Raw genomic sequence first — 25,995 nt, 5'->3', positions numbered from 1 at the left:
ATCTTTTATATTTTATTTTATAATTAATAATTGCCTCGTTTTAATGCTGTAATTAAAAAATGAAAGCCGATAAATTATTATCGGCTTTCATTTTAAGGCAACTTATTTAAACTATCCTTTCCTGCTCTCTGAACCAGCGTTCCGGAATTTCATTATTACCGGCGGTCAGGTAGTCATTATAGCTGCAAGGGGTATAACTTCCGTCCGGTAATTGCATCCACCAGCGATTTGTTTTCTTGCTTTTTAAAAACTGTGTATCATTGCCTGTCAATGCAACATTGTATTCGATAAATTCATCTAAACTGGAAAGCGCTGCTTCATTTTTCCTGATCAGATATCCATCCACAAAATACCAAAGCATTTGTGCAACCAGCTTTGCACCCTGACGATTCAGATCCAGAGCAGGTTCATAACCATAAATCCCGAATGAAGATAACTGACTGCTCATTCCGGCATATCTGGTAAGCTGACAGATTTCATCGCCAAAGAAACCATTGGGAGAACCGTCTTTGACAAAAGGTGCATCACAATGCCTCACCGCATTCATATCTATACTAAGCAAATCGCAGTTGCGTAAAACCGGCTCCATTTCTTCCATATTATCGCGCACCCTTCCAAGCCTGAAGCAATCAAAGCGAAGCTTGTCAAGCGTTTCAAGCATGGCAGGGTTTACATAATAACTTTGAAACCCGAGATGGCTGAAATGACGTATGAAATTTGGTTGTTCGGTAAGCATATCCATCAGGAAACCTGTATCACTTATGCCTTCGGTTTCTTCCAGATCTATTTTCATATCAATGACTGCCGCATTGATGGTTTTTTCCGCTTTTTTATAAGCTTCATATTGTTGTAATGTCAAATCATGCGAACCGCCGATAACAATTGCAATTTTTCCCGTAGCTTCTACTTCCTGCAATACCGTACGTAATGCTGCGCGTGTATCTCCGGGTGTAGCACCTTCCAGTATGTTGCCCATATCGGCAATTTTGATAGAAGTGTGCCAGTCATACATCTTGTATAATTCAGCCCTGACTGCATCTGCAGCATTGCTGTAAGGTGCCTGCATATCCTTCCCTCTTTGTTCACCGCAACCTATAATAACGATTTCGGCCTCGCTCCAGTCGTTGTTGTAATCTGTAACGGCCTGAATCCTTTTACCTATTTGTAAATCGTGTTCGGCATCATTCAAAGGAAGTTCTGCAAAATGTTTGGTAGCAAAAAACGAATATAAATCGTCCATGAAAATATTATCTTTTATTGTGCGGGTAAAGATACCATAAGGAAGGAAATTTTCGGGGAGAATTTATCCAGATTCCGCTATGGAATATTGCAGTATTTAAAAATAACAATATCGCTCCGGAATCATTATCTGAAAACCGGAATTCCATGTATATTTATCCCCCAATCAAGAATGACCAAAGCCATTATGACCGCCAAGAAACAAAAGCCTGTAAAAGATATCCGGGCTCAAAATAGTACTGTTGCAATAGTCACTGATGATAACAATAGACCCGTGACATGGATAACGAAGCTGACATCGGGCTATTTACCTTATGTATTGCTGATCGCTTTAAGTTTTATTCTTTACGGAAATACCTTGCATTATCAATATGCATTAGATGATGAAATAATCATTTGCAAAAATGAGCCTGTTTTAAAAGGGCTTGCAGGTACTTCTGATATATTCAGGAACGATTTATTTGAAAGTTATTATAGCCAGAACAATGCTTCTGCCCAGCTTTCAGGTGGCCGTTACCGGCCTTTATCTGTTTTCAGTTTCGCATTGGAGCAGGAATTTATCGGTACGCGTCCCAATGCCAATTTTGAAAAGAATTGCTGGGATACCAATGAGAATGGCCAACCCGATCCTTCAGAAGATTTGAATGGCGACGGCGCTTATAATTATAAAGATTGCCTGTCCAAAGGCTTTACACTAAGGCATTTCGATAATATTCTGTTTTATAGCCTTACATGTTGCGTTTTGTTTTTATTCCTGAGTACGGTTGTGTTCAGGGAAAAGAAGTTGTTGGCATTAATAGTTTGTCTCCTTTTTGTGGCCCATCCTTTGCATACGGAAGTAGTAGCCAATGTAAAGAGCCGCGATGAAATTTTTTCATTCCTGTTTATTATTCTGACCCTGTATTTCGCACATCGGTATGAAACAAACAGAAAATGGAAATTCATCGTGTTGTGCCTGTTTAGTTTTTTCTGTGCTTTGCTTTCGAAGGAATATGGCGCACTGCTGTTTGTGCTGCTGCCATTATCACTCTATTTATTTTCCCGCACATCATTCAAATTAAAAAACTTCACAGGGTTGTTCGCTGGTATGATTGCCTTATTCGGTATCTATTATTTCCTGCGTTCAGGTGTTGCGACAGGTCTTTCCAATGTTCAGGATGTAGAATTGCTGAATAATCCTTATTTATTGGCAACACCTTCACAGGCTCTTGCCACAAAGCTTTTTGTGTTGTGGAAATATTTATGGCTCTGTATTTTCCCTTATCAGCTTTGTTCGGATTATGGCTATAACAGTATTCCTTATAAGAGTTTTGGCGATATAAGTTTATGGATAAGCATTTTCATTTTTTCAGGAATATTAGTAAGTGGCGTTATCGCTTCGATAAAGAAACATTGGCTTGCATTTGCAATTGCTATTTATGTATTGACACTTTTCCTTGTGAGCAATTTAATTTTCAATCTCGGCGCTACTATGGGCGAAAGGCTGGCCTTTCATGCGTCATTGGGATATTGTATGGTTTTAGGTGCGTTGATTGTCTGGCTTTCCGGAAAACTTAAATCTAATGGAGTAGTAATATTCATTATTGTTTTGCCTGTTTTGTTTTTGTATTCCGCAAAAACAATTTCAAGAAACAGGGCCTGGGAAAATGATGATACCTTAGCAATGACAGATGTGAAGATAATGCCCGAAAGTGCCTTGCTGAATAACAATGCAGCCAAAAGCAGCGTGGAGCATTCTGAATTGGTCAGCGAAGCGGCAGCACAACATGAATTTCTTGAAAATGCTGTTTATTACGGTCAGAAAGCTGTTCACCTGCACCCGAAACTGGGGAGCGCCTATATAAATCTTGGCCTGGCTTATGCAAGGTTGCAACAATTTGACAGTTCTTTATATTGCCTCGATAAAGCATTTGCAATTTATCCGGATCATCCAAATAAAAAGGCTTGTTACAACCTGCTTGCCGACGCATTATATCAAAAAGGGCATAGCCTGGGGGCAACTCAAAGTTGGCAGGAGGGTATTGTATTGTTTAATAAAGCCATAGCCTTAAATCCCGATGTGGCAAAATATTGGTATGATTTGGGCGGGTATTTATTTAAAACCCAGGATTTTGTAAAGGCTAAGCAAGCATGGATAAAGGCTTATCAGTTAGACCCTAATGATCCCGATATTATAAAGGTTCAGGGTATTTTAAAATAATGCTTTAACTGTCTTTCTTATTGTAATATTTCACCCAGAAACCTGAGGTGAAAAAGAAGGTTACCAATATGATCAATGCACCAAGGTATATCTGGTTTTCAATAAAGCCTTTAATGCCGTATTTGTAAATGAACAAGCTTATCGAAACGACAAAATTGCTCAGTCCCCATAACATATTTTGCTTATTACCTGTTCCGAACCCGCTGAGCATTTTTCCTTTCCATGTGCCCAGAATGAAATGGGGCATGGCGTTCATCAATGTAAGTCCAATTAAGAGATCGGTGATATTCATGTTGGAATTTAAATAGTGCCGCTTCTGACAGCTCTCATTAAGGCAGCACCGATTAATATTATTAATGCACAAAAAAGGTTTAAACCCGACCAGAATTTCCGGTTACGTTGCATGCCTGTTAATTTTTCATTAGGTAATGCCAGCAAAAAAGTAATGGAAAATAAGCCTGCTGCTCCAATCATTTTAAGTGCAAATGCCAGGATATAATCTGTTTTATCAATAACATCCGGATAAATGTCAAACCATTGAATAATACCTGTGACAACAACAATAATAACACCTGTCCATTTGATGTATCCGAAACGTTTGATAGTTTTATTAAGATATACTTCCCGTGTCGGTTCGGGTATATATTTAAGGTTTGGAATCAATACCATCCTTGAATAAAACAGGCCTCCGAAAGAAGTGCATGTTGCTGCTATATGAAGGATGTGACAGATTAATTGTAAAATCATGATTGTGCCGCTTCTTTGTTTGCCAGATACCTTCCTCTGATAAAGGTCATAATATAAGTCAGTATACCGCCGGATGCACCCAAAAGTAAATGATTTGCATAAAACTCATTGCTGTAACTTCTTAATAAAAGACCTGTAAGAAAGCCTTGCAAGCCTCCCAGCACTATGATGATAAGAGAAATTAACAGAAAAGAATTCTTCCATTTATCCGGCGAAAAATGACTTGCCCCCGCTGCAGCCACGCCGCTTATTGCTCCGACTATAAAAACGTTTATTGTCAAATCAAGATGTGTAAAGGGGAAATACGCTATCAGATAGGCAACCGCACCGAAGGCAAAAGGCTCCATCCAATGTGCGTCTCTTCCGAAATCAGTATCGGGCTGCTTACCGCCGTTTTCATCAAAAATCTTTTTATCGTCGATATAGAAATAGGATAGAAATCCGCCGACAGGTGCGCCTATATAAGCATATGTCAGTAACCAGTAGAAATTATGTTCTTTCATTTCGGGGAACAGATTTGCAGTAGCGTAATACATGCCAATCGCTGTTACCAGTCCCCAGAAAGCGCCAACCAAAATATGTCGTTGCATCTGTAATACAAAGAAAGCGAGCCTTAAAACCAGAACTTGTACTAATGCAGACACAAGTCCTGTAAGAAACTGCCATTCGGGTTGTGCCGTAAAGCCAAAAATCAAAGGCCCTACGAACATAAAGCCTATCCAACCTATAAGGCCCGTTGTAATACTGGATGGTAAAGAACTTCTTTGGCTAAAAGCATTCATGATGTGATAGGTTTTGAGAATTTAAAGGTAGGAAATAAAAAAAAGTGAAAATAAATTTTGTCATTACGAAAATGTTCGTATGTTTGCTACGAATTAATTCGTAGTACAAAATGACAAAGCCGGAGAAATTGAAACCTACAGATAGTGAAATGGAAATTCTGAATATACTTTGGGATAAAGGGACTGCAACTGTAAGGGACATACATGAAGTACTTGAAAAGCAAAAGCCATCAGGTTATACAACAACTTTGAAGCTGATGCAGATAATGTTTGAAAAAGGAATGCTGACACGCGAGGCCCAGGGAAAAATGCATGTTTATAGTGCCGTTATAAAAAGAGAGAAGGCAAGAGAGCAGGTGGTTCAAAAAATGATTGATACCATGTTCAGCGGTTCGGCTTCACAATTGGTAATGCAGGCATTGGGCAATCATACTTCTTCGCCAAAAGAACTGGAAGAAATAAAAGCCTATCTGGATAAGTTAAGTAACAAGAAATAATTGCCAGGGTCAGTCCCTTATTAGTTTTCAGGTTTATATTATTTACTATAGCAATTTTAAAATGATAGTTTTATGAACGAAGTAAGTTTATGGTATCATCCCTTTTTAGAAGCTTTAGGTTATGCCATTTTTCATTCGCTATGGCAAGGTGTGCTTTTGTTCTTCCCTTTGCAGATAATATTGTTTTTCTGTAAAAAGGCACATATCCGTTATCGCTTGCTGTATGGCAGTTTCATGCTTTTGTTTATTCTATTTATAACTACTTTCCTTGTGGAATGGAACACTGCTATCCACATACAGCAGCAAAGCATTTCATTAGTAGCATTTATAAATAATAATAAAACAGCGAATAGTGATTTCAATGCAATCATAAATGCTCCGCATCACTGGTGGCAAAGGCTTGAGCATCTTTATCATACCCCGGCGTTCAGAAAAATATTGCCTGCCATAAGTATTTGTTACGTTTTAGGCATATTGCTTCTGGGCTTGCGCATGATTATTTCTTTTGGTAACCTGAGAACTATACGTAAACAAGTACTGCCCGTTTCTATTGCTTTTCAGGAAAGGTTTTCATCTTTATTAAGGCTGATTGCGATTAAAAAAAATGTATCGCTTTATTTCTCTGAACATGTCAATGTTCCATTAATGATGGGGCACTTGAAACCCATTGTTATTTTACCGGTGGCATTAATCAATAAGCTGGACTGGCAACAGACAGAGGCAATATTGATACATGAGCTGGCACATGTAAAAAGGATGGATTACTTATTCAACATTCTGCAGAGTGTAATGGAAGTATTCCTGTTCTTTAACCCGATTGTATGGTGGTTTTCCGGTATTATAAGAAAGGAAAGGGAACATTGCTGTGATGACATAACAGTGCAGCATACCGCACAGCCTGTAAAATATGCCGAAGCATTATTTCAATTGGAATTAAGTAAGAAATCCCCGTTACCTGCAATGGCCGCTGCGGGCAACAACAAAAAACATTCATTATTAAACCGTATTAAAAGAATCGTAGAAATGAAAAACACATCAAAACGTTCGCCGCAAAGCATTTTCGCGACACTTACTTTCCTTATGTTCTTTGCTATATTGTTTTGTTATTACACAACAGTTGCCCAGGAACCTAAAAAAGATGAACACACAAAACAGATGGAGCAAACCTCCTCATCAACTTCTACTGTTACCTCGAATGACGTAAATACTGCAGAGACACAATCAAATGAAGAGCCTCCGGCGCCACCTGATCCACAGGAACCGCCTGCACCACCTAATATCAATGATATAGTCAGCGATGCAATGAATGTCGCAAATGTTGCTATGGCAAATATCAACTGGGATGATATCAATAATGCCATGTCTCAAGCTGGTGACGAGCTTAGCAAAATTGATTTTGATGATATTCAGAAAAGCTTTGATGATGCTCAAAAGGATATAGACGATGCCCAGAAAGAAATAGACAATGTAGATTGGGCGGATATTAATAAATCCATAGCTGATGCACAGCAGGCTATTAAAGAGATTAATTGGGATGATATCGGTAATGACATCAACGCAGGTTTCCAGTCTGCACAAGGCATGGATAAAGCCACGAAGGCTAAAATCATGAAGGATGTCAGGAAAGCTATGGACGAGGCCAGGATTGAATGTAAGAAGGCAGGCTTGAACAGCAGGGTAATTATGGATTCATTACGTACCATCAGGGTACAGACTATGAATAATCTGAAAACATTGCGCAATACACAATTGCAACAGCTTTCTGTCGTAAGAGACAGCACGTTAAGAATTGCCTCCAATGCAAGAGCTATTGCCCTGAGAAATGCAGCAGATGCAAGAAGGAGTGCTGATGATGCAAGGAGAACAGCAGCCGATGCAAGAAGGACAGCTATAGACGCAAAGAAGCAGGCTTTCAGTAACGGTAAAACAACAGGCCTTTTAAATAAGCTGGAACAAAACGGATTGATTGACCGCAGCAAGAATTTTGCCGTAAGCTATAAAAATAATGTGCTTATGGTAAACGGTAAGAGCGTTCCTGTTGCAGATTATCAGGATTATTTGCCAAAAGGCAGCAATGCTTCCCTCAATATTTCCGGAAGCAAAAACAACTTAGCCATCAGCCAAAACGAGTAGCTGGCATTTCATACACATTGGCAAAGCCGTAACCTGAATAGGTTGCGGCTTTTGTTTTATATTTTCCGATGAACCCGAACAAACAGTAATACTTTGTGTTTTCACATTATAACCAAAGATTAAGAGTTATGTCATCAGATAATTTGATTGCAAACGCACAGATTCAAATAAATGCAACGGTCGACACTGTTTGGGATGCTTTTGTGAATCCTGCGATTATTAAGCAATATATGTTTGGAACTACCGTAACGTCCGATTGGGAAAAAGGCAGCAGCATAACCTGGAAAGGGGAAATGGATGGTAAAACCTATGAAGACAAAGGTGAAATCCTTGAAATTATTCCTCAGCAAAAGTTAAAATACACCCATTTCAGTCCTTCTGAAGGAACTGCCGACTCAAAAGAAAATTATCATACTGTTACGGTAACCTTGCATCCGGATAAAGATCAAACGGAAGTAAAGCTTAGCCAGGATAAAAATGCAACAGAGAAAGCCAGAGAATCATCTGAAAAGAACTGGAACATGATGTTGGAAAGCCTTAAAAAACTACTGGAGAAGGGTTAAAAGAATTATTTAATTGAGCTTCATCCCATTTTCTGTAAGTGGGCTCGTCGTGCTTTTCAAATCCTTGTTTTATGTAAACGGGTTCTCCTTCTTTTGTAGCATGTAATTCAAATGAATAGATACCCATATTATTTGCAGTTTCCATTAATTTCTTAAGGATGGTGCTGCAGATGCCTTTCTTGCGAAACTCAGGCGAGGTATACATATTCATTATATAACCTCTTTTTCCCTGAAGATTTTTAAAACCGCCGGGATATTCAATGACTTTCATCCCTCCGATACCTGCTATGTTATCATCAACAGAAGCAAAATAGCAGATATAGGAATTGTTAACAAGGTGTTTGTTGAAATATTCGTGCAACTCTTCCCGTAGTTTATTTTGAATTTCAATCGGCTGTGGTCCACCAAAATCTAACAGGAATTTGATTCTGAAATCAGCTATAATGGAGGTCTGGTTTATGTCGGCAAGCGTGTAGGTAATATTGTCCATCCGTAAAAGGTTTTGATACTTGAAAACGTTGCCGTTGTATTTTTATTATTAAGGTAATAGTTATTAAATGTTTTCATCAGAATAGATATACGGACTTTATGTTCCTTTCAGAAATTCCGCCATCATCTTCTCTGAATTTTGTTACAAAAAACTAAAATATTAGAATAATCAAAAACTTGGCCTGATATTTGATATACCTATGTTTTATCATCCACCGACAATTATGCGTTCCGGAAATCTGATTTTTAGTGCTTTCTTTTTATGTTATGTTTTAATAATGTGTTGCTCTTGTAACCAAGGCAAAGATAGCAACCCTGTAAATAGTATTTTCAGTAGTGATTATGTAGATGTGGAATCATTTAAGGAAGCCATTCAAAAGGATTTGCCGCCTTGCAATACGGACGATTCTACATTCAACAGGCAATTAATGAAAGATAACAACGGCCTGCTGAATACAGCCTATGCTTACAAACTGAATGAATACAAACCAATATGGATGGATGCTTCAGGCCTGAAACCATCCGTTACTTTATTGATCAGTCAATTGAAAACACTTCAGGAAGACGGATTAGACACGGGCAAATATGGAATAGCAGGATTGGAAGCCGGATTGCAACAGTTTCAGGATCAAAAAGAACACCCCTTCGATTCTCTGGTAGCTTTCGACAAAGACCTTACAAATTCCTGGTTGCTTGCCACCAAAGATTTATTGCTTGGCAGCATAGATATTAAAAAAGGCGATTCGCTTTGGTTTGCCAGGAATGATTCCTCCTTTTACGGTGCTGCTTTGCTTATTACATCGTTAAAAGCTGATAATACTTTACCATCCCTGGATACTTTCCGGCCCGATTCAAAAATATATGACCAGATGAAAAAGGCATTGATAAACTGGCAGGATTTAAAGAACGATTCTGATTATGTAAATGCAAAGCAGCATATTGCAACATTAAAGAATGACAGCGTTCTGATGCAGGTTTTAAATAAGGAGCTGCAAGGTGTGGCCGTATCTGAAGATGATACGGTTAAAACGCTGAAAAGATGGATAAGCACTTATCAATATTACCATCAACTGAAAAATACAGGAACATTAGATAGTAATACCATTGCCTCCTTACAGCAGATGCCGGATGATTATATACGTCACCTTAGGTTAAATATGGACAGGATAAGAGCATTGCCAAGAAACCTGAAAGGCGAACAGGTTTGGGTGACGATTCCTTTAATGGAAGTAGACTATATAAAAGATGACGCAGTACAGTTTCACAGCAGGGTAGTGGTTGGTAAAGTTTCGCGTCAGACACCGACTATATGGGCCAATATGACCAATATAGTATTTAATCCGCCCTGGGGTGTGCCGCCTACAATCCTAAAGAACGATGTTGGTCCCGGCGTAGGGAAATCAGGTGGTGCCTATTTGGCAAAAAAGGGTCTCAGGGCATTTGATTCTAAGGGTAAGGATGTAACAAGCAATGTAAATATTTCCAATTACAAAAGATATACCTATCGTCAGCCTCCCGGAGCCGACAACTCTTTGGGTGAAGTGAAATTTAATTTGCCGAACGCCTGGGATATTTATCTGCATGATACACCCCACAGAGAAAATTTCGGCAACAGGTACAGAGCTTTGAGTTCCGGTTGCGTGCGTGTCCAGAATCCGAAACAGCTTGCGGAAATTATTCTGAATAATGAAAAATTTACCGCCGACAAGATAGATACTATCATTTCAACACGGAAGACAAAAACAGAAAGATTAGGACGCCGTTTGCCGGTTTATATCATTTACGCGACTGTTGCAGAAGACAGTGTCGGTAATCAGTTGCGGTATCTTAACGACGTGTATAAAAGAGACGAAAGTATGAGGAAGTTTTATTAAAGTCTTTAGTCAATAAATACAATAGCAATGAGTTTCAACTCATTGCTATTGTATTTTATACTTTTGGGTTTTATAATTTTTAGTGGTCTCGCCCAGGATCGAACTGGGATCTAAAGTTTAGGAAACTTCTATTCTATCCATTGAACTACAAGACCAATTTATTATTAAACGGCTGCAAATGTAATGATTTTACGACAACATTTATGACAACAAATATAATCAAAGCCACAAAAATAAATTTTATTGAAGCGAAAAGCATTTAAAAGACTAACAATTCCTTAATCATGCCGTAACTATTGATTTATATCTGTGGCGTTACTTTGTCTGAAAGAAATTGTATGAAATATTTCAGATTCAAATACCTCGTTTTTTTTAAAGAATGGCTTTTTTTAAAAGCGATGCAATCTACATTTCTTCATTAATCCTTACGAACACTACCTGTGCAGGAGGAACAATCGTATGGCTTGCTGAATAAAGAATCATTTGGAAAAGATTTCAAATGGGGCGTATCCACCGCGGCATTTCAGATTGAAGGTTCACATGATACAGACGGTAAGGGCTTGTCTATCTGGGATGTTTTCACTGCTCAGAAAAGTAAAATAAAAGGCACGCAGGATGCCCGTAAAGCGTGCGATTTCTACAATTTATACAAGACGGACATTAATCTCATACGTTCGTTAAATATCCCCAATTTCAGATTTTCCATAAGCTGGCCCCGATTAATGCCCAACGGCATAGGCGAAGTAAATCAGCGTGGAATAGATTATTACAACAGAGTAATTGATTTTTTGCTGGAATGCGGAATCGAACCCTGGGTTACATTATACCATTGGGATTTACCCTACGCACTTGAATTAAAGGGAGGGTGGACAAACCGTGATATTGTTTCCTGGTTTGAAGATTATACGGAGCTATGTGCCCGTAGTTTTGGTGATCGTGTAAGCAATTGGATGGTCATGAATGAACCCTCCGTATTTACAGGCGCCGGGTATTTTTTAGGGGTTCATGCACCCGGAAAAAGCGGGCTGACAAACTATCTGAAAGCCGTACATCATACCACCTTGGTTACAGCAGCAGCCGGCAGAGTATTACGTAACATTGTTCCACATGCAAATATCGGTACTACGTTTTCCTGTACCCATATAGAACCGGCATCGTTACGGTATCGCGATCAGATGGCGGCACACCGGGTAGATGCTTTGTTAAACAGGACCTTTATTGAGCCGCTTATAGGCATGGGCTATCCGCAGTCAGATGTGCCTGTTCTCCGGAAACTCGATCGGTACAGGTCTGGTAATGATGACAGGGATATGGTTTTTGATTTCGATTTTATCGGCCTTCAATGTTATACCCGCGAAATAGTAAAAGCTTCGGTTTTTACACCATATATACATGCTGCTCTTGTAAAAGCAGAACGGCGTAACGTAGATTGTACCGATATGAAATGGGAAGTTTTTCCGCCTTCTATATATCATATCTTAAAGAAGTTCGGTACTTATGAAAAAATAAGAAAGATTATAATAACCGAGAACGGTGCGGCATTTCCCGACAAAGTAGTGCAGGGAAAAGTTATGGACGAACAACGTACGAAATATATTCAGGATCACCTGTTACAAGTATTAAAGGCGAAAAACGAAGGCGTAAAAGTGGATGGGTATTTCGTGTGGAGCCTTACTGATAACTTTGAATGGGCCGAAGGCTACCATCCAAGATTTGGCTTGATCTACGTTGATTATGATACACAGGAACGCATCGTAAAACAATCAGGATTGTGGCTCCGCGATTTTTTAAGCGAGGTATAATCGCCGCTATTGGATTTAATAAAGCTGAATTAATGAAACAGTAGAAGGCTTGGCAATATTAATTTCCTTGCTGCAAGGCAATCTCCACTTTCTGAACATAAGTATCATTGCTCCGGTCTTTCTCCAGATAATTATGTTTTGGGTCAATTTCTATTTCAAGATAATAAGTACCCGATGCAAGATTTTTGGGTAAATCAAGGTACTGCCCCTCATACATCATACCGTAAGTATCATAACCGCCAACGGAAATTCCCTGAAACTCGGCATGGCAACCTGTGTAAGTGCCAAGCCCGTAGTTCTGTAAATTCTTTTCAGTATAAGTGCTGTCGTTATAATAACAAAATCCGTCCCGCTCCGTACAGATGCCTGAGTCAAACAGACAATAAGTTTCCTTGCGCCCCTGTGCTACCTGTTGCTTCTTTGTAATATTCCCTTTTGTATCAAAAGTATATTTCATTAACCTGAAAGCCACCCAATCTTCTACATGATAATGATTATGGCCGGGCTTTGTATCATAATAATTATACCCTGCAAATCTTTCTTTTTTTACAATTTTGCTTCCTTCCTTGTAATATACATTCTGATAAATTTTCTGCCTTACATGCATGCCGTTCGGACATTTGGAAGCGCTGTCTCTGGCAGGTGTATCGCCGCAAAACCATTCATTTTTGCCAAAAATTTCCAATGGCCCTTCGCCCACATTTCCCATTGTTGCAGCAAAACGTAACTGCCCGGGATAAAAAGGATCATTCCATTTGTATTCCTGTATCTGATTAACCGTAAAAGATGGAATCATTAACAGGTCGGGCAACATAGCAGAGTCATTATAACCTTTTGTAACAACACATCCCGAAGGATTATTCATGGAACACCTGCCATTTACAAAAACAGGAATGGGGTTTTTTTCAAATTGAATCCATGCATAATAAAGTTCTCCGCTGATGCCTTCTTTCAAATCCTGGACCAATACCTTCCATGTGCCGTTAGGGTTTTGTCCGTCATTCAGGAACTCTATTCTTCCGTCCGGCATATATTCTCCCGTAAAAGGCGCAGTGCCCTGATGAATATAGCCATTGAAGCCATTGCTGCTGAACGAAGTGCCGATATAATGGCTGCCTGAATCCCTTCCGTTACGATTGGTAAGCCAGATGGAAGTCCCGTCGGGAGACAATAATTCTATTTTCAAATCCGAAACACGTTTGTGCAGAATATCTATTGCTATTTTGGCAATACCGAAATTGCTGTTGATGGAATCCGGTAAGCCGCTCACCTCAATGGAAAAAGTATCAATCCTGAACTGATGCTGAAAGTCATGTATTTTATCGCCCTTTGCCCAGAAACGTTGCGCATTGGATGTACCTGAAATCAAAAAGAGAAATGTAACAAACAGAAAAAGAGAGCGCAGCTGCAAATTCATGAATGGCTTTGTTTGGTTTTTTTGCGAATATACAATCCCTAAAGTAATGATAATTATGATTCCCGAAAAACAGTTGTTAATCACAATGTTTGCAACTACTTAAATAATAAAAGACAACCCCCGAGAGTTGTCTTTTATTATTGTTGAAATATTCATTTACGCTTTACAAAGCAAATGCCTCATTTACCAGCATGCTTTGTTCCTGAACATGCTTACGTGCAAAACCCGTAGCAGTTGCAGCGCTTGCCTGACGCGTTAAGTAACCGATATTTATATGCTCAAGGTTCATTTTTAAGAAGGAAGCCGCGCCCATATTACGAGGCTCTTCCTGTACCCAAAGCCATTGTGCCGATTTGTATTTTTCATACAATGCATTCAATTGCTGTTGTGGCAGCGGGAAAATCTGCTCAAGACGAATGATGGCAACATCTTCGCGGCCTTCGCTTAATTGTTTTTCGCTTAAATCAAAATAAACCTTACCGGTGCAAAGCAATACACGTTTCACTTTTGAAACATCCTTCACATTCGGATCATCTATAACCTCTTTGAACCCGCCTTTTGTAAATTCACTTACGTCAGAATAAGAACGTATATGACGAAGGTTTGCTTTCGGAGAGAAGTTAATCATCGGAATGCGGAACGGCAATGCCAGTTGACGGCGCAATGCATGGAAGAAGTTGGCAGCAGTGGTAATGTTTGTAACAAACATATTGTTCTCTGCCGCTTGTTGTAAAAACCTTTCCAGGCGCGCACTGCTATGATCCGGTCCGCCACCCTCATAACCATGAGGCAATAGCATTACAAGTCCGTTTTGCGTAGCCCATTTTTGTTCCGCACTCGTAATATATTGGTCAATCACAATCTGGGCTCCGTTTACAAAGTCTCCGTATTGTGCTTCCCAAAGTACCAGGTTGCTCGGATTAGCCATGCCATAACCATATTCATAGCCCAATACAGCATATTCACTCAATAAAGAATTGTAGATATAGAACTCGCCCTGACCTTCGCCAAGATTACTCAGACGGCTATATTCATTGTTGTTGTTTTCATCTCTCAGGCAGGCATGTCTGTGAGAGAAAGTACCACGTTTTACATCTTCACCACTCAGGCGAACATCATGGCCTTTTGCAACTAAGCTTGCATAAGCCAGTAATTCACCTGTTGCCCAATCTACCTTGTTCTCTGTTTCTAATAATTTGGATTTATCCTTCAGTAGTTTATCCACTTTCTTTAATGGACTGAAACCTTCCGGAATAGCCATTAATTTCGCAAACAAATCCTTTACTTCAGCTTCCGGAATAGAAGTGTCCGGAGAAGCATGGAAATCTTCAGGCTTTGATTTTCTCAATTCCTGCCATTTTTTTTCCGGTTCCTGATACGTATATGGTAAAGGCTTTTGTTTTACTTCATCCAGGCGGGCCTGCAATTCGTTCCAGAATTTCTGCTCCATATCTTTAGCCATTTGCTGTGCCTCAGGCTCACCATTGTCTAATAGATATTGGGTATAAACCTCGCGTGGATTTTGGTGCTTGTCTATCAAAGCATACATTGCAGGCTGTGTGAATTTAGGTTCATCACCTTCATTATGCCCATGTTTACGATAGCAGACCATATCAATAAAGATATCTTCATTGAATTCCTGACGGTAATTAATCGCAAAAATAGATGCCTTTACCACGGCCTCCGGATCATCGCCATTTACGTGTAATACAGGCGCATGAACCATTGCAGCCAGACTCGTACAGTAATCTGCAGAACGTGCATCATCAAAATCGGTAGTGAAACCAATCTGGTTATTAATTACAAAGTGAACAGTGCCACCTACTTCATAACCTTTCAATTTGCTCATTTGCAACAATTCATAAATGACACCCTGTCCTGCAACAGCAGCATCACCATGAATCAATATAGGAAGAATATTATCGTATTCACTGTTATAAAGTACATCGGCTTTCGCTCTTGAAAAACCCGCCACAACCGGATCTACTACCTCAAGGTGAGAAGGATTCGGCAATAATTGAAGGTTTACATCTTTACCTGCAGGCGTCTTTACAATACTGCGGAAACCTAAATGGTATTTCACATCGCCGCTTCCCATGGTCATGTCTGACGGCATATTTCCTTCAAATTCAGAAAAAATCTGGTCGTAGGTTTTGCGCATGATATTCGTAAGCACATTCAAACGGCCACGATGCGCCATGCCAATCACTACTTCCTTCACTCCGCCTTCAGCAGCAGTATTGATCATAGCATCCAATGCCGGAATCATACTTTCTCCGCCCTCAAGCCCGAAACGTTTCTGGCCGATGAATTTGGTATTCAGGAATTTTTCGAAAATAACACCATAATTTAATTTCTCCAGAATCCTTTTTTGTTCCGGCAAAGTGAATTTCTGTTGCATTAATTCCTCAAAATGGTTTTGCGCCCAGATGTTCGCTTCCATTCTGTTCATATAAGTATATTGAATACCTACATTACCTGCATATATTTTTTTAAGCTTGGCATAAATATCTTTCAACGGCGCTTTATCCAGACCGATAAAATGACCTGCATAAAACGAAGTTTCCATATCCGCTTCCGTAAGGCCGAACTCTGATAATTCCAGATGAGGTGTACGGTCTTTTCTCGGGCGAATCGGATTTGTAGTTGCAATAAGATGCCCCCTTTTACGATAAGCGCGGATTAGTTCATAAACTCCAAACTCTTTATTTAAACCCGTAGGAGCCGTAACATAAGAGCCAAAAGCAACTTGTTCTGTAGTCGTGGTACTTGTGGTTGGCGCTGTTGCAGCCTTTCCGTTGCCATTTGATTTGGAAATGGCGAAATCAAAACCTTCAAAAAATTTCTTTAATTCAGGGTCAACCGTGTTAGGATTAATCAGATAGTCGTTATAAACAGACTCAATATAAGCCGGATGCGAATTTGTGATGTACGAAAAATCTTCCATTTCGTTGCTAAAAGAAATATTAATGATTAAAAATTCAGTATAAAATTATCGGCACAAAATGTGCCGATAAGGCTTGCAAAGTTAACATAAATGAAAATACATTGCTAATTAAAAATCTTTTCACTTTGCGTAGGGGTATGTCGTTATTTTCACGTGTTAAATAAAAATCCCGTTGCCTAAACAAAATATTGTTTTTCTTGTAATGATGTTACGAACGTTATCTTTCATTTCAATCCGAGGTGTTGGTAAAATGTTAATTTAGCACGAGTTACACATTATTTAAAGTAATTGGCACGTTCTTTGTAACAGATAAATATTGTAAACTAAAATTTAAAGTATGAAAAAAATCATCATCATCATTGCAGCTGCTCTGACCGCTCAAAACACATTTGCCCAAATCTCTATCGCCCCTGAAGCCGGTATTAACCTTTCGAATCTTACTACCAAAGATGATAATGGAAATTCTGAAGATTTTTCCTCCAAGGTAGGATTAAGGGTGGGGGCCTATGTAAATATTCCCGTTTCACATGGATTTTTTATACAGCCGGGATTGTTATACAGCATGAAAGGTGCTCAGCAAAACGGAACCGAATCTTTATTGGGCTTTACTGTGAATTATAAGCTTTCTTTAAATATGAACTATCTTGAAGTTCCGTTAAACATAGGTTACGATTATAGTTTGGGAAATGCAGGCGGCATATTTGTAACAGCAGGTCCTTATCTTGGTTATGGTTTGTCAGGAAAAGCCAAAACCTCGGTTAAAATAACAGGAATGCCCGATCAGAATGATGAAAGTGACATTAAATTCGGTTCAGGTAATGATGAAGCAAAAAGAATTGATTACGGTTTGAATTTCGGTGCAGGATACAGGACTCCATTCGGCGTTTATGCACGTGCTCAATATGGCCTGGGACTTGCGAATATCTCGAACGGCGATGGCGATGCATCTATAAAGCATAAAGGTTGGGCATTAAGTCTCGGTTATGCTTTTAAGATTTAAATATAATATTGTATATAATGTAAAAACCCGTACTGAAATTAGTACGGGTTTTTTATTTGTAACAGATAATAAAATTTTGCTGGCTGTGTTTGGTATTTTTATTGGAATAACCTTGTAAAATGTTAATTTAATTTAGATTATGTAATTGTGGCATGAAATTTGCAATAACTATTTAAACAATTAAATTTTTACTGTATGAAGAGGATTTTATTAACTATTGCAACGGTATTTGTTGCCCAAAGTATTTTTGCTCAAATGTCAATTGCACCGGAAGCTGGTATTAACCTTTCCAGCCTTTCTATTAAAGATGACAACGGAAATTCACAGGATATCTCCGGCAAAATGGGGGCAAAAGCAGGTCTGTATTTCAATATTCCTATTTCAAACGGATTTTTTATACAACCGGGAATCTTATATAGCATGAAGGGTGGACAGGAAACTACTACATTGTCGATATTAGGTGTTACCGCAAGTTCAAAAACCACAATTAGCCTAAACTATCTTGAAATTCCGTTAAACCTGGGATATGACTTTGATATGGGTAACTTAGGAGGAATTTTTGTTACCGTTGGTCCATACTTAGGTTATGGTTTATCAGGCAAAACAAAAGGTACACTTAAAATAACAGGAATGCCCGATGAAACAACTGAAGAAGATATTAATTTCGGTTCAGGTGAAGATGAAATAAAAGCGCTTGATTACGGCTTAAATTTCGGTGCAGGATACAGGACGCCGTTCGGAATTTATGGTCGTATTCAATATGGTCTCGGACTTGCCAATCTTTCAAACTTTGGTGGAGACGCATCAATGATGAATAAGGGAGTCTCATTTACGGTTGGCTATGCTTTTAAACTCAAAAGTAAATAGGTAATATCATTTTATGTTATTTAAACCGCACTGAAATTTCAGTGCGGTTTTTCATTTACCCGCATCAAAAAATAAATCGGTATTTTTCCCGTTGGATATATTTGTTGTTTTTGAAACATTTTTATACATACCTGCATTTAGTTTTTATACTTTTATTTGTTTCCTGCTTCTCAGCGAAAGGACAAGTAAGAGATACCACGCTATTGCATTCCAATCTCAGATACAAAACCATTGCGCTCCCTTTTTCCGATACTTTAAAGATTGATACTCTATCATTGGCAACCAACAGTTTCCATATTACAGGTGTTCCCGACTCTTCATATCAATTACATGCAGAATCCGGATACCTCGTCTGGAAAAAAAAACCGCAGCGCGATTCGGTTTTCATGCAATACAGGGTTTTGCCATTGTTGTTTTCTTCGAAAAAAGCCCATAAAGGTTTGGAACAAATCGAAACCAATATTCCTATTCTCAATTATTCCTATTCGGCGGGCGATACATCTATCAGAGGCTTTGTGGATTTCAACAGTATAGACTATAACGGAACCTACGGACGAAGCCTGTCCATCGGCAATAATCAGGATCTGACGTTAAATTCCAACTTTAATCTTCAGATGAATGGTTATATCCTCGACAGTGTAAGGATTGAAGCTGCCATAACCGACAATAACATACCTATACAACCGGATGGTAATACACAACAAATTCAGGAGTTTGACCGTATTTATATCACTTTCCAGAAAGATAATCATAAACTGACAGCCGGTGATTATAACCTCGACAGACCCAACAGTTATTTCCTGAATTTTAATAAAAGAGTGCAGGGGCTTTTTTATCAGGATGATTTTGCTTTAAGTTCAAAAGTCAGGAATAAAGTAGGTGCAAGCATTTCCATTGCCAAAGGGCAATTTTCAAGAAATATTATTCAGGGCATTGAAGGAAATCAGGGGCCATACAAGCTTACAGGTAATAACGGTGAGCAATTTTTCATTGTACTGGCAGGAACCGAGAAGGTTTATATTGACGGTGTATTAATGGAAAGAGGCGAAGACAAAGATTATGTAATCAATTACAATACCGGTGAAATAACCTTTATGCCACGCAGGTTAATTACGCAGGATAAAAGAATACAGTTTGAATTTGAATATCAGGACAGGAATTACCTGAATACATTGCTGTATGCTTATGACGAACTGCAAATCGGTAAAAAATGGAACGTACGCCTGAATGCCTATTCCAATCAGGATTCCAAAAATCAGCCATATACCCAGAGTTTTAGCGGCGAACAAAAACGCTTCCTCCAAAGTATTGGGGACAACATTGATCAGGCCTATTATCCTGAAATAAAGCTGGACACCTTTTCGGCGAGTAAGATACTTTACAAAATGGTGGACACTACAGTCAACAGCGTGTTATACGACAGTGTTTTTGTTTATTCCACCAATCCCGACAGCGCCATCTATTCTTTAGGCTTTTCTTTTGTCGGTGCAGGCAAAGGCGATTATATCCTTGCCGGCACCAATACAAACGGCCGCTCCTATAGTTGGATAGCACCTGTTAATAATCTGCCGCAGGGCGATTATGCCCCTGTTGTTTTATTGATTACACCCAAAAAACAACAACTCTTCACGCTCGGCTCTACTTATCAGCTTGACAGTTTTAAAAAAGTAACTGTAGAGCTCGCTGCCAGCAATAATGCGCCCAATCTTTTTTCCGATATAGACAAGAACCTGCATTGGGGATTTGCAGGTAAGGGTATGTATGAAGAACAAAGATTCCTGGGCAAGAAAGACAGCCTCGGCCGTCAGTCCTTGGTTTGGAGCAATCAGCTTTCCTATGAAGCGGTTCAAAGCAGATTTAAAGCCATTGCACCTTACAGGAATGTTGAATTTTCCCGGGACTGGAATGTACCGTATACCGATACCCCTGAAAATGAAAACCTCGTTGCTTATAACACCGAATTGAAAAAGATTAAATGGGGCGCCCTGGCTTATAACCTTATATGGTATAAAAGAGGCAATGACTATAACGCAAACAGAAATATTGTAACACTGACCCTTGATCATAATGATGTGAAAGGTAACGTCATCTTTAATCTGATGAATGCCTCCGGCCCCTTTCAATATTCTGAATACTTCAGGCCCTCAGCCTATATAGAAAAACGTTTCCGTAAAATATTGGATCTTACATTAGGTACAAAATACCAGCAGGAACACAATGAAATAAGAGCTGTCGGTGCAGATACGTTATTGCCAACCGCATTTTCTTTTGATGTCCTGAATTTTTATATCAGAAGCAACAGCACCCGCAAAACCTCGCTCGAATTAAACTATACCATCCGTAATAATGATATACCATTGAATAATGCATTCGTAAAGCAAAATACAGGGCATACCATTGATGCAAAACTCAATTTCAATCAATGGAAAGGCCAGCAGATTGCCATTACCGGCTCCTACCGCCATCTGATAAATTATATTCAGAACGGCCTGACACAACCCACAGACGAAAGCATATTGGGTAGGTTTGAGTATAACGGTACCATTGCCAAAGGATTTATTATACCCTCCGTTTTATACGAAATCGGTTCCGGGCAGGAGCAGAAACGTATTTATACCTATGTAGAAGTCCCTGCCGGGCAAGGCGTTTATTATTGGAATGATTATAACAATGACGGCGTGCAACAGGCAAATGAATTTGAACTCGCCATCTATCCCGATCAGAAAAAGTTTATCAGAATTATTACGCCGACTAACGAATATTCAAAAGTCAACTTTGTAAACCTCAATCACTTTCTAAACATCAGCCCTGAAAACCTCTGGATGCGTGCCGATAAAAAGAAAGGCTGGCAAACATTCGTAAGCCGTTTTTCAGATCAGCTTTCTGTGCAGGTTAATAACAAAGTATTGTCTTCCGCAGGTTTCAGCGCTTTCATTCCCTTTAACAATCATTTTGTCGATACCAATATCATTGCAAACCTTTCGTCCATCAGCAATACCTTTTTCTTCAACAGAAACAGCGCATTATGGGGTGGGGAATACACTTTATCCTACAACTCAGGGAAGTCATTGCTGACCTACGGTCTGGAAGCAAATAGTCAGTTAAGACAAATGATGAAGCTGAGATGGACCTTGTTCAAAGTCTTTACGGGCACACTAAATGCGCAGCACGGATACAAAGGTTATACCTCCGCATTGATGAGCGACGGCAGAACCTACACTATTCAGCAAAACAACCTTGAACCAGCCTTGACATGGATTGCACGCTCAAGCATCCGTATTACCGGAAGTTACAAATATGACCGCAGGACAAATGATCCCTTATACGGTGGTGAAATGGCAGATATCCAATCCGTAAACCTTGATTCAAGAATTACAAAACCCTTATTGGGTACCATTCAGGCACGCGCCACCTATGCAAGCATTAAATACAACGGTGCAGCCAATACCTCTCTGTCTTTTGTAATGCTTGATGCCTTGCAGGTAGGCTCCAACTGGCTTTGGTATATTAACTGGGAACGGAAACTGAGTAAAGGCATCGAGCTTTCATTGGAGTACGAAGGCCGCAAACCCGGCGACAATGCTGTGGTACACACCGGCCGGATGAGCATCAGAGCTTTATTGTAGTTTGTAATTGCAGGATAATGGATGTTAATGATATATTTGCAATCTCTAAATGGTGTTTCCTTAGTTTATGGCTATTCCCAAAGTGATTTATCAGACCTATAAAAATGAAAATGTGCCTGCATTGACACGTTTCTTTATATGGTTAATGAAAGCACGTAACCCGCAGTATCGTTATGAATTTTATGACGACAAAAGAATAGAGGCATTTTTTCAGGCTGAGTATGATGAATCCGTTTACAAAGCCTACAAAAGAATTGACATAGGCGCTGCCAAAGCCGACTTTTTCAGATATGCAGTGCTCTATAAATATGGTGGCGTTTATCTGGATATTGACGGATACACCCTGCGCAATCTCGATGATATGATTCGCCCCGATGATACCGCTGTTATTACCCGGGAACGCAACCCCGGCATATTTGCGCAATATGCTTTGGTATTTGCACAAGGCCATCCCATCCTGAAGCTTTGCATAGATAAGATTCTGGATAATATTGAACATGACAGATACGCAAGCGATATACACAAACTAACAGGGCCAAGTGTCTTTACCGATGCTGTAAATGAATATATGCAACAGGGAAATAAAGATTGCCGCATTTTCGGTGTGGACTACGAAGGTTTCCTCAGGTCCAAACATTTACTCCATGCCGGGCTGTTTGTAAAAAGAGAAAAATGGCAGAAAGCCCAACAGGCAAGGCCCGCGTTAAAACCCAAAAGCCTGTAAAATTTAAGATGTTCAACACCTTTTCAAAAAATACTTTCCAAAGTATATGCGATAAACTGGCCGCTGATGACGAAGATTTAGACCTCATCATAAAAGAACATGGCTATCCTCCCATGTGGACGAGGCCGAATTCTTTTGAAACCCTTGTACATATTATTTTAGAGCAGCAAGTATCCTTAGCTTCCGCTCTTGCAGCATTGAAAAAATTGCAGGAAAAAACAGGAGGTCTTACACCCGATGCTATCCTGAAACTTAACGATGAGGAATTAAAAACCTGTTATGTCAGCCGCCAGAAAGCTATTTATATCAGGAATCTTGCAACGGCAATAACAAGCGGAGAACTTAACCTTGAAGCACTGGCGAACATGCCCGATGATGCGGTAAGAACTGAGCTTATCAGGTTGAAAGGCATTGGCAACTGGACCATTGACGTGTACCTTATGTTTGTTTTGCAAAGAGCAGATGTATTTCCCATAGGCGATCTGGCTGCTGTTAACGCAATGAAAAGAGCGAAACATTTTCCGAAAGAAACTACAAAAGAAACACTTCTTGAATTTACAAACAATTGGAAGCCATACCGCACCGTTGCCTGTATGATTTTATGGCATCATTACCTTTCTGCCCCAATGAGGAACAAAGTGATAAAGTAATAAACCAATGTCGTCGGATTAATCAATTCAACGGAGACGGCAATGTGTTTGAGAAATGCTCAGGCTATTACAAGTCCAGATGGTTTGGACTGTAAAGTGTCTGACCATATTTTTCGGAAATTAATTGAATGCTTTCCTTAATGTCCATTCCTTCAGATTGATTGGAGTTCATTAATGTTTCAACTTCAATAAAAAAATCATCCAATCCTGCCGGCATTACGGTACACAATAATTTTGCCGGTTGATCTGAAATATTTTTAAAATTGTGAATAGCCCCTCCTTTTGGAATAGATACAGTAGCTCCTTTTTGTGCTAAAAAATTTCCTGATTCAGATTTGAAATTTACTTCCCCTTCAAGCACATAGAAAATTTCCTCAAAATCCGGATGAGAATGCGGCACCGGTCCTGCACCAATAGGGACAGTCATTTCAATAATCGCATAATTCCCGTCGGTTTCCTTGCCCGAAATTATTATTCTATATGCTCCACCTGCAACATTCAGCTTTCGTCCCTGCTCATTATCTGTTGTTTTTATATCGTTTGCCATCTTTAATATAGGATATATGCTGTTTTACAGTTTTGGTAAGTATGTATTTTAAGTAAAAATACAGCTTAAAAATTTCCCCGGCCTTTTTCCGCCTTTGTTGGTGTTTTCAGTAACAAAAAACAATGAGACATTATGATTTCTTTTGGAATAATATTACTTTCGCATGTTTTAAACACTTGTTAAATGATGTCAAAAATACTTTTAAGGGTTGCAGCAATAGTTGCAATCAATTTACTTTCAGTTGTTTATTCATTTGCTCAGATGCATTACGATGCAGGATATGTCATAACCAATAAAGGTGAGCGCATAGAATGTTTTATACGAAATGAAGACTGGACCGGAACGAAACAGGAATGCCGCTATAAGCTCTCAAAAAAAGGAAAGAAGTTCGTTGCAGGATACAATGAAATTAAAGCCTTTCAGATTTATGGAGAAGCAAAACATGAAAAACATGTCGTAACCTTCACAAAAACACCGTCCAGGTTTACCGATCCCAGAGTTTTCGAAGTTTCAACCGATACACTCTTTCTTGCAGTTTTGGTTGAAGGCAATCCCTCTTTACTGGTATATGATTATGCAGGATACACCAATTTTTTCTATGCTTTATCTGATGATGCACCGGTTTCACTTGAATACAAAGAAAGTCTCGATAAGGCTATATTGTATAAAAATTTTCAATTTTGGGATCAACTAAAGTCATTAGCAAATAATTGCCGGAGTATTGATGAAAACTCCGTCAGAAAGGTAAAATATACCTACCATGATTTAATCGGCATTTTTTCGGAAATAAATAAATGTAATGGAGTTCCCTATAAAGCAATCGACGAGAAAAGGATAAGAAATCTTTTTAAAATAGGGATTACACTAACACCGGGAATCACTCAGTCAGATGTAGTTGTTAATAAATTTCAGGTTTTTTACGGCGACAAAATAAATAATCAGTCCATAGGCAATAAAACATCATTCAGGTTAGGGACAGAAATAAGGCTTTATTCCACCGGCTACAGAGGTTGGGCCGCATTTTTTGAGCCATGTTACCAGCATTATGGTAAAGCGGATGTAATGACAGATCAAAATCATGGCATTAATATGGATCTGAATTATATTGACCTCGGAGTTGGTGTAAGATATAGTTTTAGTGCCGGAGAAGCTTTGGATTTTTTTGTAAATGCCCTTTACGTACCTTATAGCTTCAGGATGGGTTCTAATGCTATTTATTATGATACATATACCCCAAATACCCAACATACCTTTTCGATTTCAAGCTTAATCCGAGCAACAGCTGTGCTTTAGGTGTCGGTGTACAGTATAACAGGATTGGCCTGGAAGCGAGATACTATTTTAATAACAGTATTTTTAGCGGTGCAGAAAAAAGTATCTGGGATTGTAAATCTAAAAAGATAAGCTTAATAGCAAGGTTTAACGTTTTGTAGAACAATACATTCTTAACGTGATATGCCGTTCGTTAAAATGTTTTAACTCAATATATATCAACCGGGTGGTAGCAATACGCTGCCGCCCTTTTTTACATCCGGACCGTGGCGTTCAACACCCGGACCGTGGCGTTCAACAGTCAGTCAGTGGCTTCCAACACGCGGACAGTGGCGTTTAACACCTGAACAATGGCGTTCAACACCCGGACCGTGGCGTTCAACAGTCAGTCAGTGGCTTCCAACACGCGGACAGTGGCGTTTAACACCTGAACAATGGCGTTCAACACCCGGACAGTGGCGTTCAACAGTCAGTCAGTGGCTTCCAACAGTCAGTCAGTGGCTTCTAACACGCGGACAGTGGCGTTCAACATCTGAACAGTGGCGTTCAACAGCCGGACAGTGGCGTTCAACACTTTGACAATGGCGTTCAACAGTCAGTCAGTGGCATTCAACACCTG

General features: G+C 39.3%; 20 protein-coding genes and 1 tRNA gene. 12 read left to right on the top strand and 9 right to left on the bottom strand.

What is annotated here, in order from left to right:
- Nucleotides 1-106: 106 nt before the first annotated feature.
- Nucleotides 107-1,240, bottom strand: coding sequence for a formimidoylglutamase (locus F0919_RS01715; protein ID WP_150030980.1), 1,134 nt, complete (start codon nucleotides 1,238-1,240; stop codon nucleotides 107-109).
- Nucleotides 1,241-1,411: 171 nt separating this feature from the next.
- On the opposite strand from F0919_RS01715, the gene F0919_RS01710 reads away from it, so the two are divergent.
- Nucleotides 1,412-3,439: a tetratricopeptide repeat protein gene (locus F0919_RS01710; RefSeq protein WP_150030979.1), complete on the top strand. Its 2,028-nt coding sequence runs from the start codon at nucleotides 1,412-1,414 to the stop codon at nucleotides 3,437-3,439.
- A 4-nt stretch (nucleotides 3,440-3,443) separates the two neighbouring features.
- Here F0919_RS01710 and F0919_RS01705 read toward each other — a convergent pair whose 3' ends face one another.
- From F0919_RS01705 to F0919_RS01695, 3 genes are read right to left on the bottom strand one after another with little or no spacing between them, the layout of a single operon-like run.
- Complete coding sequence (locus F0919_RS01705) at nucleotides 3,444-3,731, bottom strand: hypothetical protein (protein WP_150030978.1); 288 nt, start codon at nucleotides 3,729-3,731, stop codon at nucleotides 3,444-3,446.
- An 8-nt stretch (nucleotides 3,732-3,739) separates the two neighbouring features.
- On the bottom strand, nucleotides 3,740-4,186 hold the full coding sequence (locus F0919_RS01700; RefSeq protein WP_150030977.1) for a hypothetical protein: 447 nt from the start codon (nucleotides 4,184-4,186) through the stop codon (nucleotides 3,740-3,742).
- Nucleotides 4,183-4,968 carry a hypothetical protein gene (locus F0919_RS01695; RefSeq protein ID WP_150030976.1) on the bottom strand — a complete coding sequence of 262 codons (786 nt, stop codon included), beginning with the start codon at nucleotides 4,966-4,968 and terminating at the stop codon, nucleotides 4,183-4,185. Before F0919_RS01695 ends, F0919_RS01700 begins: the two co-directional genes overlap by 4 nt.
- A gap of 110 nt (nucleotides 4,969-5,078) precedes the next feature.
- Here F0919_RS01695 and F0919_RS01690 point away from each other — a divergent pair, with 110 nt between their 5' ends.
- The 3 genes from F0919_RS01690 (at nucleotide 5,079) to F0919_RS01680 (ending at nucleotide 8,161) form a co-directional block, all read left to right on the top strand.
- Nucleotides 5,079-5,465, top strand: a complete 387-nt coding sequence (locus F0919_RS01690; protein WP_150030975.1) for a BlaI/MecI/CopY family transcriptional regulator — start codon at nucleotides 5,079-5,081, stop codon at nucleotides 5,463-5,465.
- 72 nt (nucleotides 5,466-5,537) lie between these two features.
- Entirely contained in the window at nucleotides 5,538-7,598 is a 2,061-nt protein-coding gene (locus F0919_RS01685) for a M56 family metallopeptidase (RefSeq protein WP_150030974.1), read from the top strand.
- Between the two features lie 128 nt (nucleotides 7,599-7,726).
- Entirely contained in the window at nucleotides 7,727-8,161 is a 435-nt protein-coding gene (locus F0919_RS01680) for an SRPBCC family protein (protein ID WP_150030973.1), read from the top strand.
- Here F0919_RS01680 and F0919_RS01675 read toward each other — a convergent pair.
- Nucleotides 8,136-8,651 carry a GNAT family N-acetyltransferase gene (locus tag F0919_RS01675; protein ID WP_150030972.1) on the bottom strand — a complete coding sequence of 172 codons (516 nt, stop codon included), beginning with the start codon at nucleotides 8,649-8,651 and terminating at the stop codon, nucleotides 8,136-8,138. The two genes, F0919_RS01680 and F0919_RS01675, sit on opposite strands and share 26 nt — an antisense overlap.
- 277 nt (nucleotides 8,652-8,928) lie before the next feature.
- Here F0919_RS01675 and F0919_RS01670 point away from each other — a divergent pair, with 277 nt between their 5' ends.
- Entirely contained in the window at nucleotides 8,929-10,524 is a 1,596-nt protein-coding gene (locus F0919_RS01670) for a L,D-transpeptidase scaffold domain-containing protein (RefSeq protein WP_190277227.1), read from the top strand.
- An 83-nt stretch (nucleotides 10,525-10,607) separates the two neighbouring features.
- Here the strand turns inward: F0919_RS01670 and F0919_RS01665 are convergent.
- Nucleotides 10,608-10,679: transfer RNA gene (locus F0919_RS01665), tRNA-Arg, on the bottom strand.
- A 285-nt stretch (nucleotides 10,680-10,964) separates the two neighbouring features.
- Here F0919_RS01665 and F0919_RS01660 point away from each other — a divergent pair.
- A complete protein-coding gene (locus tag F0919_RS01660) occupies nucleotides 10,965-12,326 on the top strand; it encodes a GH1 family beta-glucosidase (protein ID WP_235903438.1) in 1,362 nt (453 codons plus the stop codon).
- A 58-nt stretch (nucleotides 12,327-12,384) separates the two neighbouring features.
- Here the strand turns inward: F0919_RS01660 and F0919_RS01655 are convergent, their stop codons facing one another.
- Both F0919_RS01655 and F0919_RS01650 read right to left on the bottom strand, forming a co-directional pair.
- Nucleotides 12,385-13,743 carry a proprotein convertase P-domain-containing protein gene (locus F0919_RS01655; RefSeq protein ID WP_150030970.1) on the bottom strand — a complete coding sequence of 453 codons (1,359 nt, stop codon included), beginning with the start codon at nucleotides 13,741-13,743 and terminating at the stop codon, nucleotides 12,385-12,387.
- Nucleotides 13,744-13,906: 163 nt separating this feature from the next.
- Nucleotides 13,907-16,690: a 2-oxoglutarate dehydrogenase E1 component gene (locus F0919_RS01650; protein ID WP_150030969.1), complete on the bottom strand. Its 2,784-nt coding sequence runs from the start codon at nucleotides 16,688-16,690 to the stop codon at nucleotides 13,907-13,909.
- 337 nt (nucleotides 16,691-17,027) lie between these two features.
- On the opposite strand from F0919_RS01650, the gene F0919_RS01645 reads away from it, so the two are divergent.
- The 5 genes from F0919_RS01645 (at nucleotide 17,028) to F0919_RS01625 (ending at nucleotide 23,557) form a co-directional block, all read left to right on the top strand.
- On the top strand, nucleotides 17,028-17,690 hold the full coding sequence (locus F0919_RS01645) for a porin family protein (protein ID WP_150030968.1): 663 nt from the start codon (nucleotides 17,028-17,030) through the stop codon (nucleotides 17,688-17,690).
- 195 nt (nucleotides 17,691-17,885) lie between these two features.
- On the top strand, nucleotides 17,886-18,557 hold the full coding sequence (locus F0919_RS01640; RefSeq protein ID WP_150030967.1) for a porin family protein: 672 nt from the start codon (nucleotides 17,886-17,888) through the stop codon (nucleotides 18,555-18,557).
- Between the two features lie 110 nt (nucleotides 18,558-18,667).
- On the top strand, nucleotides 18,668-22,183 hold the full coding sequence (locus F0919_RS01635; protein ID WP_150030966.1) for a hypothetical protein: 3,516 nt from the start codon (nucleotides 18,668-18,670) through the stop codon (nucleotides 22,181-22,183).
- A gap of 67 nt (nucleotides 22,184-22,250) precedes the next feature.
- The gene (locus F0919_RS01630) at nucleotides 22,251-22,907 is read left to right on the top strand and encodes a glycosyltransferase family 32 protein (protein WP_150030965.1); all 657 of its coding nucleotides are present in this window, start codon (nucleotides 22,251-22,253) and stop codon (nucleotides 22,905-22,907) included.
- The gene (locus tag F0919_RS01625; RefSeq protein ID WP_235903437.1) at nucleotides 22,856-23,557 is read left to right on the top strand and encodes a DNA-3-methyladenine glycosylase family protein; all 702 of its coding nucleotides are present in this window, start codon (nucleotides 22,856-22,858) and stop codon (nucleotides 23,555-23,557) included. Before F0919_RS01630 ends, F0919_RS01625 begins: the two co-directional genes overlap by 52 nt.
- A 67-nt stretch (nucleotides 23,558-23,624) precedes the next feature.
- Here the strand turns inward: F0919_RS01625 and F0919_RS01620 are convergent, their stop codons facing one another.
- Entirely contained in the window at nucleotides 23,625-24,104 is a 480-nt protein-coding gene (locus tag F0919_RS01620) for a cupin domain-containing protein (RefSeq protein WP_150030964.1), read from the bottom strand.
- 183 nt (nucleotides 24,105-24,287) lie between these two features.
- Here F0919_RS01620 and F0919_RS01615 point away from each other — a divergent pair, with 183 nt between their 5' ends.
- Nucleotides 24,288-25,397 carry a hypothetical protein gene (locus tag F0919_RS01615; protein ID WP_150030963.1) on the top strand — a complete coding sequence of 370 codons (1,110 nt, stop codon included), beginning with the start codon at nucleotides 24,288-24,290 and terminating at the stop codon, nucleotides 25,395-25,397.
- Nucleotides 25,398-25,995 lie beyond the last annotated feature (598 nt).

Source organism: Taibaiella lutea, from assembly GCF_008629695.1.
In the GTDB taxonomy this organism is placed as follows: domain Bacteria; phylum Bacteroidota; class Bacteroidia; order Chitinophagales; family Chitinophagaceae; genus Taibaiella; species Taibaiella lutea.
This window is presented reverse-complemented; position numbering and strand designations above follow the sequence as displayed.

What these genes read in the sequence shown, in the direction of transcription:
- F0919_RS01640 (WP_150030967.1), top strand. Translation starts at nt 17,886, where the DNA reads ATGAAGAGGATTTTATTAACTATTGCAACGGTATTTGTTGCCCAAAGT.
- F0919_RS01625 (WP_235903437.1), top strand. Translation starts at nt 22,856, where the DNA reads ATGGCAGAAAGCCCAACAGGCAAGGCCCGCGTTAAAACCCAAAAGCCT.
- F0919_RS01675 (WP_150030972.1), bottom strand. Translation starts at nt 8,651, where the DNA reads ATGGACAATATTACCTACACGCTTGCCGACATAAACCAGACCTCCATT.
- F0919_RS01700 (WP_150030977.1), bottom strand. Translation starts at nt 4,186, where the DNA reads ATGATTTTACAATTAATCTGTCACATCCTTCATATAGCAGCAACATGC.
- F0919_RS01630 (WP_150030965.1), top strand. Translation starts at nt 22,251, where the DNA reads ATGGCTATTCCCAAAGTGATTTATCAGACCTATAAAAATGAAAATGTG.
- F0919_RS01695 (WP_150030976.1), bottom strand. Translation starts at nt 4,968, where the DNA reads ATGAATGCTTTTAGCCAAAGAAGTTCTTTACCATCCAGTATTACAACG.
- F0919_RS01705 (WP_150030978.1), bottom strand. Translation starts at nt 3,731, where the DNA reads ATGAATATCACCGATCTCTTAATTGGACTTACATTGATGAACGCCATG.
- F0919_RS01655 (WP_150030970.1), bottom strand. Translation starts at nt 13,743, where the DNA reads ATGAATTTGCAGCTGCGCTCTCTTTTTCTGTTTGTTACATTTCTCTTT.
- F0919_RS01615 (WP_150030963.1), top strand. Translation starts at nt 24,288, where the DNA reads ATGATGTCAAAAATACTTTTAAGGGTTGCAGCAATAGTTGCAATCAAT.
- F0919_RS01620 (WP_150030964.1), bottom strand. Translation starts at nt 24,104, where the DNA reads ATGGCAAACGATATAAAAACAACAGATAATGAGCAGGGACGAAAGCTG.
- F0919_RS01715 (WP_150030980.1), bottom strand. Translation starts at nt 1,240, where the DNA reads ATGGACGATTTATATTCGTTTTTTGCTACCAAACATTTTGCAGAACTT.
- F0919_RS01685 (WP_150030974.1), top strand. Translation starts at nt 5,538, where the DNA reads ATGAACGAAGTAAGTTTATGGTATCATCCCTTTTTAGAAGCTTTAGGT.
- F0919_RS01690 (WP_150030975.1), top strand. Translation starts at nt 5,079, where the DNA reads ATGACAAAGCCGGAGAAATTGAAACCTACAGATAGTGAAATGGAAATT.
- F0919_RS01710 (WP_150030979.1), top strand. Translation starts at nt 1,412, where the DNA reads ATGACCAAAGCCATTATGACCGCCAAGAAACAAAAGCCTGTAAAAGAT.
- F0919_RS01645 (WP_150030968.1), top strand. Translation starts at nt 17,028, where the DNA reads ATGAAAAAAATCATCATCATCATTGCAGCTGCTCTGACCGCTCAAAAC.
- F0919_RS01680 (WP_150030973.1), top strand. Translation starts at nt 7,727, where the DNA reads ATGTCATCAGATAATTTGATTGCAAACGCACAGATTCAAATAAATGCA.
- F0919_RS01670 (WP_190277227.1), top strand. Translation starts at nt 8,929, where the DNA reads ATGTGTTGCTCTTGTAACCAAGGCAAAGATAGCAACCCTGTAAATAGT.
- F0919_RS01650 (WP_150030969.1), bottom strand. Translation starts at nt 16,690, where the DNA reads ATGGAAGATTTTTCGTACATCACAAATTCGCATCCGGCTTATATTGAG.